Annotated in this window: 18 protein-coding genes and 1 pseudogene; 17 read left to right on the forward strand and 2 right to left on the reverse strand. The window is 69.8% G+C overall.

Translation table 11 applies throughout. From position 1 onward, the window contains the following. The first annotated feature begins 7 nt into the window (after window positions 1–7). The 11 genes and pseudogenes from pcaH to CVV72_RS39340 all read left to right on the forward strand — a co-directional run bounded on the left by pcaH (window position 8) and on the right by CVV72_RS39340 (window position 9164). Complete coding sequence (gene pcaH, locus CVV72_RS39290) at window positions 8–742, forward strand: protocatechuate 3,4-dioxygenase subunit beta (protein ID WP_219149654.1); 735 nt, start codon at window positions 8–10, stop codon at window positions 740–742. After that, entirely contained in the window at window positions 742–1290 is a 549-nt protein-coding gene (gene pcaG, locus CVV72_RS39295) for a protocatechuate 3,4-dioxygenase subunit alpha (protein ID WP_219149657.1), read from the forward strand. Before pcaH ends, pcaG begins: the two co-directional genes overlap by 1 nt. Continuing rightward, the gene (gene pcaD / locus CVV72_RS39300; protein WP_219149659.1) at window positions 1283–2098 is read left to right on the forward strand and encodes a 3-oxoadipate enol-lactonase; all 816 of its coding nucleotides are present in this window, start codon (window positions 1283–1285) and stop codon (window positions 2096–2098) included. The genes pcaG and pcaD overlap by 8 nt, the downstream gene beginning before the upstream one ends. Beyond that, window positions 2095–2499, forward strand: coding sequence for a 4-carboxymuconolactone decarboxylase (pcaC, locus tag CVV72_RS39305; protein ID WP_034321155.1), 405 nt, complete (start codon window positions 2095–2097; stop codon window positions 2497–2499). The genes pcaD and pcaC overlap by 4 nt, the downstream gene beginning before the upstream one ends. Window positions 2500–2508: 9 nt before the next feature. Then, window positions 2509–3315, forward strand: a complete 807-nt coding sequence (locus CVV72_RS39310; protein WP_219149661.1) for an IclR family transcriptional regulator C-terminal domain-containing protein — start codon at window positions 2509–2511, stop codon at window positions 3313–3315. Beyond that, window positions 3308–3877: an NTP transferase domain-containing protein gene (locus CVV72_RS39315; RefSeq protein ID WP_219149663.1), complete on the forward strand. Its 570-nt coding sequence runs from the start codon at window positions 3308–3310 to the stop codon at window positions 3875–3877. The genes CVV72_RS39310 and CVV72_RS39315 overlap by 8 nt, the downstream gene beginning before the upstream one ends. 31 nt (window positions 3878–3908) lie before the next feature. After that, window positions 3909–4781 carry a MoxR family ATPase gene (locus CVV72_RS39320; RefSeq protein WP_219149665.1) on the forward strand — a complete coding sequence of 291 codons (873 nt, stop codon included), beginning with the start codon at window positions 3909–3911 and terminating at the stop codon, window positions 4779–4781. A 150-nt stretch (window positions 4782–4931) separates the two neighbouring features. After that, complete coding sequence (locus CVV72_RS39325; protein ID WP_219149667.1) at window positions 4932–5501, forward strand: TetR/AcrR family transcriptional regulator; 570 nt, start codon at window positions 4932–4934, stop codon at window positions 5499–5501. 233 nt (window positions 5502–5734) lie between these two features. Further along, window positions 5735–6900: pseudogene (locus tag CVV72_RS39330) on the forward strand (FAD-dependent oxidoreductase). A 58-nt stretch (window positions 6901–6958) separates the two neighbouring features. Continuing rightward, window positions 6959–8059: a VWA domain-containing protein gene (locus tag CVV72_RS39335; protein ID WP_255632404.1), complete on the forward strand. Its 1101-nt coding sequence runs from the start codon at window positions 6959–6961 to the stop codon at window positions 8057–8059. Next, complete coding sequence (locus CVV72_RS39340) at window positions 8052–9164, forward strand: XdhC/CoxI family protein (RefSeq protein ID WP_219149671.1); 1113 nt, start codon at window positions 8052–8054, stop codon at window positions 9162–9164. Before CVV72_RS39335 ends, CVV72_RS39340 begins: the two co-directional genes overlap by 8 nt. Here CVV72_RS39340 and CVV72_RS39345 read toward each other — a convergent pair. Then, window positions 9142–9621 carry an Lrp/AsnC family transcriptional regulator gene (locus CVV72_RS39345; RefSeq protein WP_219149673.1) on the reverse strand — a complete coding sequence of 160 codons (480 nt, stop codon included), beginning with the start codon at window positions 9619–9621 and terminating at the stop codon, window positions 9142–9144. The two genes, CVV72_RS39340 and CVV72_RS39345, sit on opposite strands and share 23 nt — an antisense overlap. 79 nt (window positions 9622–9700) lie before the next feature. On the opposite strand from CVV72_RS39345, the gene CVV72_RS39350 reads away from it, so the two are divergent. The 6 genes from CVV72_RS39350 to CVV72_RS39375 all read left to right on the forward strand — a co-directional run bounded on the left by CVV72_RS39350 (window position 9701) and on the right by CVV72_RS39375 (window position 16536). Continuing rightward, entirely contained in the window at window positions 9701–10618 is a 918-nt protein-coding gene (locus tag CVV72_RS39350) for a threonine/serine dehydratase (protein WP_255632820.1), read from the forward strand. Window positions 10619–10915: 297 nt separating this feature from the next. Further along, window positions 10916–11446, forward strand: coding sequence for a (2Fe-2S)-binding protein (locus CVV72_RS39355; RefSeq protein ID WP_016336316.1), 531 nt, complete (start codon window positions 10916–10918; stop codon window positions 11444–11446). Beyond that, window positions 11446–13884, forward strand: coding sequence for a xanthine dehydrogenase family protein molybdopterin-binding subunit (locus tag CVV72_RS39360; RefSeq protein ID WP_219149677.1), 2439 nt, complete (start codon window positions 11446–11448; stop codon window positions 13882–13884). Before CVV72_RS39355 ends, CVV72_RS39360 begins: the two co-directional genes overlap by 1 nt. Further along, window positions 13881–14735, forward strand: coding sequence for a xanthine dehydrogenase family protein subunit M (locus CVV72_RS39365; RefSeq protein WP_219149679.1), 855 nt, complete (start codon window positions 13881–13883; stop codon window positions 14733–14735). Before CVV72_RS39360 ends, CVV72_RS39365 begins: the two co-directional genes overlap by 4 nt. Window positions 14736–14760: 25 nt before the next feature. Next, the gene (locus tag CVV72_RS39370) at window positions 14761–15396 is read left to right on the forward strand and encodes an SRPBCC family protein (protein ID WP_219149681.1); all 636 of its coding nucleotides are present in this window, start codon (window positions 14761–14763) and stop codon (window positions 15394–15396) included. A 42-nt stretch (window positions 15397–15438) separates the two neighbouring features. After that, entirely contained in the window at window positions 15439–16536 is a 1098-nt protein-coding gene (locus CVV72_RS39375) for an NAD(P)-binding domain-containing protein (protein WP_219149683.1), read from the forward strand. Here the strand turns inward: CVV72_RS39375 and CVV72_RS39380 are convergent. Continuing rightward, window positions 16505–17371, reverse strand: coding sequence for an alpha/beta fold hydrolase (locus CVV72_RS39380; protein ID WP_219149685.1), 867 nt, complete (start codon window positions 17369–17371; stop codon window positions 16505–16507). The two genes, CVV72_RS39375 and CVV72_RS39380, sit on opposite strands and share 32 nt — an antisense overlap. Window positions 17372–17375: the final 4 nt, after the last annotated feature.

The following is a 17375-nucleotide window of genomic DNA, read 5'->3' on the forward strand; positions in this document are numbered from 1 at the left end:
GGAAACCATGTCCGCACCCGCAGAACTGAGGCTCCCGCGCTACCGGCGCGATCCGGAGGGCACGCATCCGCCGCTCGACCACGCCGGCTACCGGTCGACTGCGCTGCGGCACCCGAAAGAGCCGTTGATCGTGCTCCCGCATCTGCTGACCGAGGTCACCGGTCCCGCGCTGGGACCGGGCCGGATCGGCGAATTCGACAACGACCTCACCAAGGGACACGCGGGGGAGCCACAGGGGCAGCGGATCATCGTCACCGGACGGCTGCTCGACGGCGACGGCCGGCCGATCCGCGATTCGCTGGTGGAGATCTGGCAGGCGAACGCGGGCGGCCGGTACCGGCACACCGGCGACCGCTGGCCGTCGCCGCTGGACCCCAACTTCGACGGCGCGGGCCGGACGCTCACCGACTCCGAAGGGCGCTACACCTTCACCACGATCAAACCGGGCGCGTACCCGTGGAAGAACCACGACAACGCCTGGCGGCCGGCGCATATCCACTTCTCGGTGTTCGGCAGCGCGTTCACCCAGCGGCTGGTCACCCAGATGTACTTCCCGGAAGATCCGCTGTTCTCGCAGGACCCGATCTTCAACTCCATCCCGGACGAGAAGGCCCGGCAGCGGATGATCGCCCGCTTCGACCTCGACCGCACGGAAGCCGAGTGGGCGCTGGCCTTCCAGTTCGACATCGTCGTGCGCGGCCGCGAGGCTTCGGTCTTCGAAGACGAGGAGGACGAGCACTGATGCCGGAGACGACGCCTTCCCAGACCGTCGGCCCGTACCTGTCCATCGGCCTGCCCTGGCCGGACGGGCCGGACGTCGTCCCCGCGGACGAGCCCGCCGCGGTCCGGATCCACGGCCGCGTCCTCGACGGCGCGGGCGAGCCCGTCCCGGACGCGATGATCGAGACCTGGCAGGCCGACGCCGACGGCCGGTTCGATCATCCCGACGACCCGCGCGGAGCCGTCGCCGGCGGGTTCCGTGGCTTCGGCCGCTGCCCCACCGATCCGGGTGGCAACTATCAGATCCGGACGATCCTGCCCGGTTCGCTGCCCGGCCCGGCGGGCAGCACGCAGGCCCCGCATATCGACGTCTCGGTGTTCGCCCGCGGACTCCTGCACCGGGTGGTCACCCGGATCTACTTCGAGGACAACGACAACTCCGGGGATCCGGTGCTGGCGTCGGTTCCGGAGGCCCGCCGGGGGACCTTGGTCGCCACCAAGGACGGCGACGGCTACCGGTTCGACATCCGGTTGCAGGGCGAGGGAGAGACGGTGTTCTTCGATGTCTGAGCCGGTGAAGGTGCACAGTTCGGTAAAAGTGCACAGTTCGGTCAAGGTGCACAGCGTCGCGGAAGGGCCGGCGGACGGTCCTGTCGTGGTGTTCAGCGGATCGCTCGGCAGCGATCACCGCATGTGGGAACCGCAGGTGAAACCCTTGGCAGAGCAGGGTTTCCGGGTGATCCGGTACGACAGCCGCGGGCATGGCGCGTCGCCCGTCCCGCCGGGGCCGTACACCCTCGCGGATCTCGGCGGCGACCTGCTCGCGCTGCTCGACGAGCACGGCGCCGAACGTGCCCACGTCGTCGGGCTCTCGCTCGGCGGGATGACCGGGATGTGGCTGGGCGTGAACGCGCCGGACCGGATCGTCAGCCTCGTGTTGTGCTGCACGTCCGCGAAGCTCGGGCCGCCGAGCATGTGGGCGGACAGGGCCAAGACGGTCCGGGAGAAGGGCACCGCCGCGGTCGCCGAGGCCGGGGTCGGCCGCTGGCTGACCGCCGGTCACGCGGCCGCCCACCCCGAGCGGGCCGGATACCTGCGCGAGATGATCGCGAGCGTCCCCGCCGAGGGCTACGCGTCGTCCTGCCAGGCCATCGAAAGGATGGACCTCGTCGGCGATCTGCCCAAGATCGCGGCGCGGACCCTGGTGATCGCGGGCGCCGAGGACCCGGCCACCCCGGTCGAGCACGCCGAGGTGATCGCGGGCGGTATCCCGGACGCGCGGCTCGAAGTGGTCGAAGGCGCCGCGCATCTGGGCAGCTTCGAACAGCCCGAGCGGTTCACCGCGTTGATCCTCGAACACCTGGAGGCCGTCCGATGACCGACGACACCTACGAGACCGGCATGAAGGTGCGCCGTGAGGTCCTCGGGGACGCGCACGTCGATCGGGCGGTCGCCCGCACCACCGAGTTCAGCCGCCCGTTCCAGGACTACATCACCCGGGGCGCCTGGGGATCGGTCTGGTCGCGTGACGGGCTCGACCGCAAGACCCGCAGCTGCGTCACCCTGGCTGCGCTCACCGCGTTGCACGCCCACGACGAGCTCGCGATGCACGTCCGCGCCGCCGTCCACAATGGACTCACTGCGCAGGAGATCTCCGAGGTTCTGCTGCACACGGCCGTCTACACGGGTGCCCCGGCGGCCAACACGGCGTTCGCCGTCGCGCAGCGGGTACTGGCCGAACTCGGTGAGCCTGCCGCCCAGGAAAAGGGAGGCCGTTAGGGTTCTCATATGGACGAAGGCGAGGTGACCGAGCGCGGGGCGCATCATGTCCAGTCGCTGGAGCGCGGGCTGGCCGTGATCAAGGCGTTCAACGCGGACGCGGCGGAACTCACCCTGAGCGACGTCGCCCGCTCGACCGGGCTGACCAGGGCGGCCGCCCGCCGGTTCCTGCTCACCCTCGTCGACCTGGGGTACGTGCGCACGGACGGCAAATACTTCTCGCTCACCGCGCGGGTCCTCGAACTGGGCTACTCGTACCTGTCGAGCCTGTCGCTGCCTGAGGTCGCCCAGCCGCATCTGGAGCGGCTCTCCGCCGAGGTGCACGAGTCGAGTTCGGTCTCTGTGCTCGAAGGCAGGGACATCGTCTACGTCGCGCGCGTGGCCGTTTCGCGGATCATGACCGTCAGCATCAACGTCGGCACCCGCTTCCCGGCGCACGCGACGTCGATGGGGCATGTCCTGCTGGCCGGTCTCGATGACTCCGACCTGCGGGACTACCTCGCCGAAGCGCCGCTCGACAAGCTCACCGCGCGGACCAAGAGCCGGCCGGAGCAACTGCTCGCGGAACTGGTCAGGGTCTACGAGCAGGGCTACGCGATGGTTGACCAGGAACTCGAAGAGGGCCTCCGCTCGATCGCCGCGCCGATCCACGACCGGCGGGGCAGGGTCGTGGCCGCGGTCAACCTCTCCACCCACGCCAGCCGCACCACGCGCGAGTCGGTCGAGCAGGAACTGCTGCCGCCCCTGCTCGCGGCGGCGCGCGCCATCGAAACCGATCTCGCCTCGGCGCCGCCCACCAAAGCGCGGCATGGCTGAGGTCGCCGGGCTGTTGCTCGCGGCCGGAGCCGGCCGCCGGTTCGGCGGGCCGAAGGCGCTGGCCGTCCTCGACGGCGAGCCGTTCGTCGTGCGGGCTTCACGGGTACTCGCCGACGCGGGCTGCGCGCCGGTCCGGGTGGTGCTGGGTGCGTCGGCCGCGGAAGTCCGCACGCTCCTGCCCGATCCCGATGCCGCGGTCGTCGCCGAAGACTGGCAGTCCGGCATGGGCGCGTCCTTGCGCGCGGGCCTGCGGGCACTCACCGGAACCGATGCCGAAGCCGCCGTCGTGCATCTCGTGGATCTGCCCGGCGTCGGCGCCGAAGTGGTCCGCCGGGTCGTCGCCGGGGCAGATGAGAGCACCGTCGCGCGTGCCACCTACAAAGGTGTTCCCGGCCACCCCGTCGTACTCGGCCGCCGATGGTGGCCGGAGATAGTGGCGGGCGCGTCCGGCGACAAGGGCGCCCGAGACTGGCTCAAGGGCCGCCAGGACCTGCGGTTCGTCGAATGCGGTGACCTCGGTACCGGGAACGACGTGGACCGCCGCGAGGATCTTCCGGGCTGATCTCCGGCTCACCGAGGCCTACGATCGGCAGGTGACCGTCGAATCGCCCGAGAAACTGGCCGAAGCCCTCGAAACGGTCGGCTACCTCGCCGATGACGGCATCGCCACGGCCGGGTTCCTCGCCGTGGCGCTCGGCCGTCCGCTGTTCTGCGAGGGCGAACCGGGCACCGGCAAGACCTCGCTCGCCCTGGGGCTGGCCGAAGCGCTCGGCATGCCGCTCATCCGGCTCCAGTGTCACGAGGGGATCGACGCGGCGCAGGCACTGTACGAATGGGACTTCCCCCGCCAGTTGCTGCATTTGCGGGCGCTGGAAGCCGCGGGTGACGGCGGCCTCGACGTCGAGGCCGCCGAACAGTCCCTCTACACCGAACGTTTCCTGCTCTCCCGGCCGCTGCTGAAAGCGTTGCAGACCGCTCCGTGTGTCCTGCTGGTCGACGAGATCGACCGGGCCGACGACGAGTTCGAAGCCTTCCTGCTGCAACTGCTCGACGAGAACGCGGTGACGATCCCCGAGTTCGGCGAGGTGCGCGCCGGCCATCCGCCGCTCGTGGTGCTCACCTCCAACCGGACGCGGGAGGTGCACGACGCGCTCAAACGCCGCTGTCTCTATCACTGGCTCGAACATCCGGACCTCGGCCGCGAGATCGAGATCCTGCGCCGCAAGATCCCGGACCTTGGCGAGGCGCTCGCGACACAGGTCGCGACGGCGGTCCAGCGGCTTCGCGCGATGGAGTTGCTGAAACCGCCCGGGGTGGCGGAATCCCTCGATTGGGCTCAGGCGCTCCTCGCGCTCGGAATGTCCGAACTGGATGCCGCGACCGCCGCCCGGACCCTCGGTTCGGTGCTCAAGTACAGCGAAGACCTGGACAGGGTCCGGGCCAAGCTGGACAAACTGCTCGCCTGAGTTCAGCGGTGCAGCAGGGACGCGTCGAGCAGGGCGTGCGGTACTGCATGACGATGCCCGCCATGGCAAAATGAGCAAGCGGAACGTTGCTCCGCTAACGATACGGAGCAGTGTCCCGCTTGGCAGCCCCGGCGGCAGAGGAGTGGTGTGATGAGGGAAGAGGGCACCAAGGCCAAACGCGCGGACGCCCGCCGCAACGAGAAGACCTTGCTCGACGCCGCCGCCGCGGTCTTCGTCACCTCGGGCGTCGAGGCGCCGGTCCGCGACATCGCGGCCAAGGCGGGCGTCGGGATGGGCACGATCTACCGGCATTTTCCGACCAGGGCCGACCTCATCGTCGCCGTCTACCGGCATCAGGTCGACGCGTGCGCCGAAGCCGGGCCGGAACTGCTGGCGTCCAGCGATTCCCCGTATGAGGCGCTGCGACGCTGGATCGATCTCTTCGTCGATTTCCTGGTCACCAAACACGGTCTGGCGGCGGTGCTGCAATCCGACAACGCCGGGTTCGAGACGCTGCACACCTACTTCCTCGACACCCTTCTGCCGGTGTGCGCACGGCTTCTCGACGCGGCGGCCGAGGCGGGCGAGATCCGCTCCGATCTGCAGGCGCTCGAAGTCATGCGCGGTGTCGGGAACCTCTGCATCGGCGCCGAAAGCGATCCGCGCTACAACGCGCGCAAAATGGTCGGGGTCCTCATCGCCGGACTTCTCAAGAGGTAAGGCAAAGGCCGGTGTGCAGGGGACTCTCGCCGCGCCGGCGTCGCGAAAGCCACTTTCGGGACATCAGACGTCGCGAAAATGGCTTTCGCGACACGCCTCGTCCATGAGGCGGCCGCTCGACAGGACCTAGGTCCTCTTCAAGGCCGAATACATGGCGGTGGCCCCCTTCCGCGCGCTACAACTCGGTCATGGAACGTACACAGTGTTGTGTGGTGGGGGGCGGTCCGGCGGGGATGGTGCTCGGACTCCTGTTGGCGCGAGCCGGGGTCGAGGTCACCGTTCTCGAGAAACACAAGGATTTCTTCCGCGATTTCCGCGGTGACACCGTGCACCCGCCGACGCTGATGTTGCTCGACGAACTCGGGCTCGGTGACCGCTTCGCGGAATTGCCGGCGCGACGGCTGGAGAAGATGCGGATGATGATCGGCGACGCGAGCATCGTCGCCGCCGATTTCAGCCGTATTCCCGGGCCGCACAAATACATCGCGATGGTCCCGCAATGGGATTTCCTGAACCTGCTCGCCGAAGCCGCGGCCGAGGAACCCACCTTCACCCTGCGCATGGGGGCCGAGGTGCTCGGCCTGCGCGACGGTGGCGGTGTGCGCTATCGCGATTCCGGCGGAGAGGAGCGGGAACTGGCCGCGCCGCTCGTGGTCGGTTGTGACGGCCGGGACTCGCTGATCCGCGCCGAGGCGGGACTCGTGCCGAAGGAGTACGAGGTGCCGATGGACGTCTGGTGGGTACGGGTGCCGAAACTCGAAGACACCGGCAAGGAGGCGCAGGTGTTCGGCCGGTTCGAGGGCGGGCTCGCCGGTATGACCATGGACCGCGGCGACTACTTCCAGACCTCGTACCTGATCCGGAAGGGGCAGGACGCCGCGCAGCGCGCCGAAGGGATCGAGAAGTTCCGGGAACGGATCGGCGCCTGTTCGGCTGGAAAGACGAGCAGGTGAACGAGATCCGGGACTGGGGCGACGTCAAACTGCTGAAGGTCCGGATGTCCAAGCTCCCGCGCTGGTACTCCGGCCGGGTGCTCTGCATCGGCGATGCCGCGCACGCGATGTCACCGGCCGGCGGTATGGGAGTCAACATCGCGGTGCAGGACGCGGTGGCGGCCGCGCGGATCCTCGCCGCCCCGCTGCTGCGCGGGACGCCGGCCGCACGGGACCTCGCCCGCGTGCAGCGGCGGCGGTCCGTGCCCGTCGCGCTCGCCCGGAAACAGCAGCTGGAGGAGCACAGGATACTCGTCGAGCCCGCTCTCGACGGGACGTTGAACGAGCGGACCGTGCCGCTGCTCTTCCGGCTCTCGGACCGGTTCCCGCAGCTCACCGCACTCGCCGCTTTCTTGGGCGGCATCGGTCCCCTGCGCGAGAAAACCCCGGCCTTCGCCCGCCGCTGACTCCCGCGTTTCGCGCAGGTACCGCATCCGGATGACGAAACGCGCGCACAATGGAGGAGTGAGCGATCCACTGGCGGGCTTTGTCGGCTTCGCGCAGGCCTTGCGCGAAGCCGGTTTGCCGTGCGACGCGCACCGAGTGCGGGCGTACCTCGAAGCCGTCGGCGAGATCGATCTCGCCGATCCGGACCAGCTGTACTGGGCCGGACGGTTGACGCTGTGCGCGGATCCCGACGACCTTCCGCGCTACGACGCCGCGTTCGACGGCTGGTTCACCGAAAAGGAAACCGGGTCACGGCGGCGCGGCCGGGAAGCGACCCCGAAGCGCGCCAGGATCGCCACGCTCGCGCAGGCGGGCCAAGGCGAGTCCGGCGCGGATCCCGACGAACTCCGCGTGGCGGCAAGCGAGGAAGAAATCCTGCGGCACCGCGATCTCGCCGAGCTGAGTGTCGCCGAACGCGCTCACCTGCGGGAACTGCTCGCGAAACTGCGCCCGGCGCTCCCGCCACGGTCGTCTTCGCGCCGTCGCGCGGCCCGGCGCGGCACGCTCGATCCGTCGCGCACGCTCCGCGCGATGCTGGCCGGGGGCGGCGAGCCCGTGCGGCTGGCGTACCGGCGGAAGGGTGTCAAACCGCGCCGCGTCGTCCTCCTGATCGACGTCTCCGGCTCGATGGGGCCGTACGCAGACTCCCTGTTGCGGTTCGCGCACGTCGTGGCGCGGCACGCCCCGGGCCGGGTCGAGGTGTTCACCTTGGGCACCCGGCTCACCAGGGTCTCCCGTCAGCTCCGGCTGCGCGATCCCGAACACGCGATGCTCGCCGCGGCCGCCGCGGTCCCCGACTTCGCGGGCGGGACGAGGCTCGGCGAGACCCTGCGGGCGTTCCTCGACCGGTGGGGACAACGAGGTGTGGCCAGGCGGTCCGTGGTCACCGTGTTCTCCGACGGCTGGGAACGGGGCGACCCCGGCCTGCTCGGCGAGCAGCTCGCCAGGCTGCGGCGGCTCGCACACGTCGTATTCTGGGTGAATCCGCACGCGGGGCGGGCGGGTTACGCTCCCGTGCAGTCCGGCATCGTGGCCGCGCTCCCGTACCTCGATCGGCTGCTCGCCGGGCACAGCTTGGCCACATTGGAACGACTGCTGGTGGAGATCGCCGATGCGTGACGTACTGGACGAACTGCACCGCCGCTGGGCGGCAGGCGAGACGGTGGGAGTCGGCACCGTGGTGGCGACGTTCTCGTCGGCGCCGCGGAGCCCGGGAGCGGCGATGCTCGTCGCCCCGGACGGCACGGTCACCGGCAGCGTCTCCGGTGGCTGCGTCGAGGGCGCCGTCTACGAGCTCGCCCAGCAGGTGGTCGCCGAACGCGCGCCCGTGCTGCAGCGTTACGGCGTCAGCGACGACGACGCGTTCGCGGTCGGGCTGACCTGCGGCGGGATCATCGACATCTACGTCCAGCACCTCGACCGCGACTCGATGCCCGAGCTCGGCGACGTCGTCGAATCGGTCCACAATGGACAGCCGGTCGCCGTGGTCACGGTGATCGAGCACGAGCGGGACGGCCTGGTCGGCGAGCATCTGATCGTCTGGCCGGATCGCGTCGCGGGGTCGCTCGGCTCGTCGCGGATGGACGACGCCGTCGTCGACGACGCGCGTGGCATGCTCGCGGGCGGCCGCACGGGCACCTTGCACTACGGCCCGGACGGGCAGCGCCGCGGCGAGGGGATGACGGTCTTCGTCAACTCCTTCGAACCGCCCGCGCGCCTGCTGGTCTTCGGCGCGATCGACTTCGCCGCCGCGATGGCGAAGATGGGCGCGTACCTCGGCTACCAGGTCACGGTCTGCGACGCGCGGCCCGTGTTCGCGACGAAGAGCCGGTTCCCGGACGCCGACGAGGTCGTCGTCGACTGGCCGCATCGCTATCTCAAGGCCGAAGCCGAAGCGGGCCGGGTCGACGGCCGGACCGCGATCGCCGTGCTCACCCACGACCCGAAGTTCGACGTGCCGCTGCTGGAGGTCGCTTTGCGGCTCGACGTCGGCTACGTCGGGGCGATGGGCTCACGCAAGACGCACGACGACCGGTTCGCGCGGCTGCGTGAAGCCGGGGTCACCGAGGCGGAACTCGAACGGCTGTCCTCGCCGATCGGTCTCGACCTCGGCGCGCGGACCCCCGAGGAGACCGCGGTGTCGATCGCGGCGGAGATCATCGCGCTGCGGTGGAGTGGTTCGGGATCGCGGCTCGCCGAACTCAGCGGCCGGATCCACGGCTGACGCCGGGTACCGGGACCGCCTGGCTCGACTTGATCACCTCGAAGGCGGGCAGGGTTTCGAATCGTTTGACGTGCTTGTCGAAGAGCCGTCTCGACAGGTGCCGGTTCGCCTTGAGGTCCGGGGTGAGCAGGACGACGACGTAATCCCAGTGCCCGACGATGCTGTAGCAGTGCTGGACACGGTGCTCGGCCAGCATGCGCTCGCGGAAGCCCGTGTGGTGCTTTTCGTCGTCGTCGATCAGCGCGACCAGGATGACCGACGTCATCCCCGCGCCGAGCGTCTCCGGATCGAGCACGGCGACCTCGGCGCGGATCACGCCCGCGGCGCGCAGCCGGGTCAGCCTTCGCTGGACCGCGCTGGGCGAGAGGCCGATGGCGTCGCCCAGTTCGTGCAGGGGGCGGGCGGCGTCGGCCTGGACGAGGTCGAGCAGCCGATGGTCGATCTCGTCGAGAGTCACGCAAGATTTTTGCACGCGGGCGGGAAAATTTACAATCGCCATGATCGGCTCCCGTCTTAGCTTGGGCGTCATGACCGACATGGACCTGAATCCGGACAACGTCGCCGAGGCGGCGAAGGTGATCGATCCCGTTTTCCTGGACTCCCCGCAGTACTCCGACGAACAGCTGAACGACCGGCTCGGGCGGCACGTGCTGGTGAAGATCGAGACACTGAATCCGTTGCGCAGCTTCAAAGGCCGGGGCGCGGACTACTTCGCGGCCGGGCTGGAGCCGGGCACCATGATGGTGTGCGGGACCAGCGGCAACTTCGGGCAGGCCGTCGCGTACGCCGCCAGGAAACGCGGATTGCGGGCCGAGGTGTTCGTCCCGGCCGACGTCTCCCCGGTCAAGCTGCGGCGGATCAAGACCCTGGGGGCGCGGGTGCGGAGAACCGAGGGCGAGGTGAAGGTCGCCGCGGCCGCCTTCGCCGCGGAAGCGCCGGACCGTGTCTTCGTGGTCGACGGCCGTGAACCCGCGATCTCCGAAGGGGCGGGCACGATCGGGCTGGAACTGGCGGCGGCGGGCGCGATCGACACGGTCGTGCTCCCGGTCGGCGACGGCGCGCTGATCGCCGGCGTCGCGCTCTGGCTCAAGGCGCATACGCCGGACGTCCGGGTCGTCGGCGTCGGGACCACGTCGGCGCGGGCGATGGCGACCAGCTGGCGGGCCGGTGAGCCGGTCACCGTCGACCGGGTGAACTCGTTCGCCGGTGGCATCTCGATCCGCACCCCGGAACCCGAATCCGTCCGGCGCCTGCGGTCGCTCGTGGACGACTTCGTGCTGGTCCAGGACGACGATCTGCGTGCGGCCATGCGCCTGGGCGCGGAAACCCTCGGTGTCCTGCCGGAACCCGCGGGGGCCGCCGGCCTGGCCGCGCTGACCGTGCACGACATCCCCGGCGACCGGGTCGCCACCGTGGTCACCGGGGCGAACGCCGACTGGCCTCGTGAGTGGTGAGGACGGTTCTGAGCCCTGTCCGTGAAGGCCTCCTTGAGGGACTCTGGGTCCCTCAAGGAGGCCTTCACGGACTCGCGCTGGGTCGCATATGCGCAAGGTCTTGATCTGCGCGACCGCATTTGCGGAGCCGTCCGCGAGTCACCCCCTGGTGGGGGTTGCCCTGGCAGGCCCTGAGTAGCACGCTCGACTGTGAGTCCGATCACGGTCACTCCGGGGTCGGTCCGTGACAACCGAATGACCGGCCGCTCCCGAACGACCCCGGACCCGCGCGGGGTTTCTCTTGCTTTTGGAGGCCTGATGCGCATCACCGTCACCGTCGACGGCACCAGCTACACAGACGACGTCGAGCCCCGCACCCTCCTCGTGCACCATCTGCGCGAACGGCTCGGGAAGGTAGGCACCGTGGTCGGTTGCGACACCAGCAACTGCGGCGCCTGCACCGTCCACCTCGACGGGCACAGCGTGAAATCCTGTTCGGTACTCGCGGTCCAGGCCGACGGCTGCGAGGTCACCACGATCGAGGGACTCGCCCGCGACGGCGAACTGCATCCGGTGCAGAAGGCCTTCCACGAGAATCACGCGCTCCAGTGCGGTTTCTGCACTCCCGGCATGATCATGCAGTCGATCGACCTGCTCGCCGACAATCCCGATCCGGACGAGAAGGCGGTCCGCGAAGGGCTCGAAGGCAACCTGTGCCGCTGCACGGGTTACCAGAACATCGTCCGCGCGGTGCGCGACGCCGCCCACGAGATGCGGCCCGGGGCCGGCCCCGAAGCCGAGCGGCTCGCTTCGGACACCGCTTCCCGTGTCGGCGCGGGTGGTGAGTGATGACCTCCACGATCGAACCGGAGGTCGGCAAGTCCCGTCGCCGCAAGGAGGACGAGCGCCTCATCACCGGCAGGACCCGCTGGACCGACAACCTGACCCTGCCCGGCATGCTGCACCTCGCGGTGCTCCGCAGCCCGTTCGCGCACGCCAAGATCGTCTCGATCGACGTCACGGAGGCCAAATCCGCGCCCGGTGTGGTCGCGGTCTTCACCGGGAAGGACCTCGATCCCGAGGGCGCCATCGGCATGCCGTGCGCGTGGCCGATCACGCCGGACATGAAATCGCCGAGGCGGCCGATCCTCGCCTCGGACACGGTGAACTTCGCCGGTGAGGGTGTCGCGGTGGTCGTCGCCCGCACCTCGGCCGAGGCGCACGACGCCCTCGAACTGATCGACGTCGACTACGACGAACTCCCGGTCGTCCTCGGGCTGGAAAACGCGCTCGCCGAGGGCGCGCCGCTGGTGCACGAGGAGTTCGGCACGAACCAGAACGCGGTCTGGGTCTTCGATTCCGCCGACGCGGGAACGGGTTCCCACGTCGAAGACGCGATTTCGAGTTCCGAAGTCGTGCTCAAGCGGCGGTTCCGCCAGCAGCGGCTGGTGCCGGCGTTCATGGAACCGCGGGCGTGCGTCGTCGACCCGACGGGCAATCAGCTGGTCATGTGGTCGGCCACCCAGGTCCCGCACATCCTCAAGACGATGACCGCCGCCACGCTCGGTCTTCCCGAGCACAAGGTGCGGGTGATCGCGCCGGACGTCGGCGGCGGGTTCGGCGGCAAGATCGCCGTGCTGCCCGAAGAGATGATGGCGACGCTCATCGCCAAGCGGCTCGGCAAACCCGTCAAGTGGAACGAGTCCCGCTCGGAGACGATGGTCGCCGCGCACCACGGCCGTGACCAGATCCAGGACATCACCCTCACCGCGAACCGCGACGGCACGGTGACCGGCCTCAAGGTCGAACTGCTCGCCGACATGGGCGCGTACCTCGGTCTCGTCGGCCCCGGCGTGCCGATCCTCGGCGCGTTCATGTTCAACGCGATCTACAAGTTCCCGGCATACCACTTCGCCTGCACCAACGTGTTCACCAACACCACGCTCACCGACGCGTACCGCGGCGCCGGGCGGCCGGAGGCCACGTTCGGGATCGAGCGCATGATGGACGAACTCGCCGTCGAACTGGGCATGGACCCGATGGAGATCCGCGAGAAGAACTGGATCAAGCACGAGGAGTTCCCGTTCACCACGGTGGCCGGGCTGACCTACGACTCGGGCAACTACGAGGCCGCCACCGCCAAGGCCAAGGAACTCTTCGACTACGACGGGCTCCGCCGCGAGCAGAAGGAAAGGCGGGAATCGGGCGACCCGGTCCAGCTCGGCATCGGCATCTCGACGTTCACCGAGATGTGCGGTCTCGCGCCGTCGCGGGTCCTCGGCTCACTGGACTACGCGGCGGGCGGCTGGGAACACGCGGAGATTCGCGTGCTGCCCACCGGCAAGATCGAGGTCATCACCGGCGCCTCCGCGCACGGACAGGGCCACGAGACGGCGTGGAGCCAGATCGTCGCCGACAAACTAGGCGTCCCGTTCGAGGACATCGAGGTCATCCACGGCGACACCCAGTCCTCGCACAAGGGTATGGACACCTACGGTTCCCGGTCGCTGGTGGTCGGCGGGATCGCGGTGGTCAACGCGGCGGACAAGGTGCTGGCCAAGGCCAAACCGATCGCGGCGCACCTGATGGAATGCTCCGAGGACGACCTCGAATTCTCGGCGGGCAAGTTCTCGGTCAAGGGCACGGATTCCTCGACGTCCATCCAGGACATCGCGTGGGCCGTGTTCTCGGCGCACAACCTGCCGGACGGGGTCGAACCGTCGCTGGATTCGGCGGACACGTTCGATCCGGAGAACTTCTCGTTCCCGCATGGCACGCATCTGTGCGCGGCCGAGGTCGACACCGAGACCGGGCGCGTGCGGTTGCGCTCCTACGTCTGCGTCGACGACGTCGGCGTGGCCGTCAACCCGCTGATCGTCGAAGGCCAGGTACACGGCGGGCTCGCGCAGGGCATCGCGCAGGCGTTGTTCGAGGAGGCCGTCCACGACGAAGGCGGCACGCTGACCACCGGGACCTTCGCCGACTACCTGCTCCCGTCGGCGGCGGATCTGCCCAGTTTCACCACCGATCGCACCGAGACCCCGTCGACGACGAACCCGTTGGGCGCCAAGGGAGTCGGGGAGGCGGGCACGATCGCCTCGACCCCGGCGGTGGTCAACGCCGTGGTCGACGCCGTCCGGCACTTCGGGGTGAACGACATCGAAATGCCGTTGACCCCGATGCGGGTCTGGCACGCCATCCAGCACGGGTCGGCCGCCGCGGGCGGGCTCGGCTCCGAAGCCGGTGGCGGTCTCGGTTCGATCGACGCCACCGGAGGTGCCCAGTGATCCCGGCCCCGTTCGAGTACGTCGCCCCGTCCACAGTGGACGAAGCGATCAGCGCGCTCGCCGAGGCGGGTGAGGACGCCAAGGTGCTGGCGGGCGGGCAAAGCCTGCTGCCGGTGCTGCGGATGCGGCTCGCCACGCCGACCACGCTGGTGGACCTCGGGAAGGTCGCCGGGCTGCGCGGCGTCCGTGAGGACGGCGACGCGCTGGTGATCGGCTCGATGACCACGCATTACGACGTCCAGCGGGACGCGCTGGTCGCCGAGCACGCCGCGTTGCTCAAGGCCGCCACCGACACGGTGGCCGATCCGCAGATCCGCCATCGCGGCACGTTCGGCGGTGCCCTCGCGCACGCCGATCCCGCCGGTGACCTGCTCGCCCCCGTCCTCGCGCTCGGCTGCGAACTCGTCGTCGCCGGGCCGGGCGGGCGGCGGACAGTGGCCGCGGCGGACTTCTTCCAGGACATGTTCACCACCGCGCTCGCCGCGGACGAACTCCTGATCGAGGTCCGGGTGCCGAAGCACACCGGCTGGCACGCCCACTACGAGAAGTTCAACCGGGTCGCGCAGGCGTGGTCGATGGTCGCGGTCGCGGCCTGTGTCCGCACCGAGGCGGGCACCATCGAGGAGGCGCGGGTCGCGCTGACCAACATGGGCTCGACCCCGATGCGGGCCGCCGGGGTCGAGGAGGCGCTGGTCGGCTGCGCGGCCACCGCCGAGGCGATCCGCGGCGCGGCCGAACGCGCGGCCGAGGGCACGAACCCCACGGCCGACGGCAACTCCGACGTCGAATACCGGCAGCACCTCGCGCGGGTGCTGACCGGCCGGGCGGTCCTCGCCGCGGCAGGTTCTTGAGCACGTCCAGAAGGGAGGTCGGCCCGTGCGGCTCGACCACGAATTCACCGTTCCCGCCCCGGTCGACGAGGTCTGGAAGGCCGTCGTCGATCCGGAACGGGTGGCGCCGTGCATGCCGGGCGCCACCCTCACCGAAGTCGACGGGGACGCCTTCAAAGGCACGGTGAAGGTCAAGCTCGGGCCGATCTCCCTGCTCTACAAGGGAACCGGCCAGTTCGTCGAGAAGGACGGCGACGCCAGGAAGGTGGTGATCAAGGCCGCCGGGAAGGACGCCCGCGGGGCGGGCACGGCTTCGGCGACCGTGACGCTCACCTTGACCGAAAAGGACGGCGTCACCCACGGCGCCGTCGCCACGGAGCTGGCGGTCACCGGTAAACCCGCGCAGTTCGGGCGCGGGATGATCTCCGAGGTCGGCGGCAAGATCCTCGACTCGTTCGCGGACTGCCTGTCCGGCAAGCTCGCCACCACGCCCGATCCCGGGAAACCCCGGGACCGCCCGCCGTTGCAAGCGGTCAAGCAGGTCACGGAGGGCGAAGCCATCGACCTGATGGAGTACGCGGGTGGATCCGTGGTGAAACGCGCGGCCCCGGTGCTGGTGGTCCTCGCCGGGGTGCTCGTAGTCGTCGCGATCGTGCGGGCTGTGACGCACCGGACACAGTGACACGGAAGGAAATAGTCGCCTCCGTCGGCCGTTGAACCCGGTATGAAGGCGGATCACGAAGTCGACGTGGCGGTGATCGGGGCGGGGCAGGCCGGTCTGTCGGCGGCATATCACCTGCGCCGCGCGGGATTCGCCAACGAGGCGGGCTTTGTCGTGCTCGACCACGGCAAACGGCCCGGCGGCGCCTGGCAGTACCGCTGGCCCTCGCTGGTCGTGGGGAAGGTCCACGGCATCCACGATCTCCCGGGGATGGCCTTCGGCACTCCGGATCCGAAGCTACCCGCGGCCGAGGTCGTTTCCGACTACTTCGGCCGCTTCGAACGCACCTACGATCTCCCGGTCCACCGGCCCGTCGACGTCCTGTCGGTGAGCGCCGACGGTGATCGGCTGGTCGTGGCAAGCTCGAGGTACGTTTTCCCGCCGAGAGCGAATCAGCACAGCGCGGCGGAAACCTGGGCCGCGCGTGCGGTGATCAGCGCGACCGGCACCTGGGACCGGCCGTTCTGGCCGCACTACCCGGGGCAGGAGACCTTCCGCGGCCGTCAGCTGCACACCGCCGACTACACCGGCGCCGAGGACTTCCGCGGGAAACGCGTCGTCGTGGTCGGCGGCGGTTCGTCGGCCGTCCAGCTGGTGCTGGAGATCGCGCCCTTCACCCGCTCGACGCGCTGGGTGACCCGGCGCCCGCCGGTCTGGCGCGACGAGCCGTTCAGCGAGGACTGGGGCCGGGAGGCCGTCGCGAAGGTCGATCGGCGCGTCCGCGAGGGCCTGCCGCCGAAGAGCGTCGTGAGCGTGACCGATTTGGCGGTGACGCCCGAAGTGCGCGCCGGCCTCGACGCGGGGATCCTCGACCGTCACCCGATGTTCCAGCGGATCACGCCGGAGGGCGTGGAGTGGGCTGATGGCACCTTCGAGCCCGCCGACGTCATCCTGTGGGCCACCGGGTTCCGTGCCGCGATCGACCATCTCGCGCCGCTGCGCCTGCGCGGGGCAGGCGGGGGCATCCGGATGGACGGCACCCGCGTCGTCGCCGAACCGCGGCTGCACCTGGTCGGCTACGGCCCGTCCGCCAGCACGGTGGGCGCGAACAGGGCGGGCCGCGCGGCCGTCACCGAGATCCGGCGCCTGCTCGGACGCTGAGGTCGTCGAGGATCCCGGCCAGTTCGGCGGGCCGCCGGAAGAACCCGGCGTGGCTGCTCGCGAGGTCGCGGACGTCGAACGGGTTGTCCGGGGTCAGCGCGTCGCCCTCGGCGATGTAGAGGTCCTGCGCGGCGAGCGGCATCGACCGGTCCTCGGTCAGCCGGACGAACGTGCGCGGGATCCGGCCCCAGGAGTCCTTGTCGGCGCGAAGGTCCCATTCCTGCCCGGTCAGCCAGAACACCTCGTCCGGCTGGCTCGTCACGACGACCTGGAGGAACTCCTCCTCGGTGAGTTCGCCGGCGATGGCCTTCCGCAGCGCGTCACGCTGGGCGCGGTCGGCGCCACGCCAGTTGACCCGGAGGAAACCCTGGCGCGACGGATCGCCGACGAGGAGCGGCGCCGTCGCGGGGAAGAGATCGGACGACGACCACCCGGGCAGCGCAGGGTATTCGCCGGGCGCGCGGTCCACCGGGCACTGCGCGGCGAGGTAGACGACCCGGTCGATCAGCTCCGGGATCGCGTTGGCGGCGGCGGTGACCGGGAGCCCGCCGAAACTGTGCGCCACCAGGACGACCGGGCCGTGGTGGCGCACGCGCTGGACCGTGTCGATCACCGGCCGGGCGAAGTCGTCCGCGGTCAGGCCGCTCATCACCGACGGCTCCGCCGCGAAGGCTTCGAGGTCTTGTTCGTGGTAGGCCGTGGTGAAACCCGCTCCCCGGCCGGGGAGATCGATCGCGAGCGTCCGATGTCCGCGTGACGCCATCTCCCGCTGGGTGGCCGACCAGGCGTGTCCTGAGCTTCCCGAACCGTGCACGAAGACGAAAGTGGGGTCCATGGTT

The organism is Amycolatopsis sp. TNS106, from assembly GCF_019330265.1.
Taxonomy (GTDB): Bacteria; Actinomycetota; Actinomycetes; order Mycobacteriales; family Pseudonocardiaceae; genus Amycolatopsis; species Amycolatopsis lurida.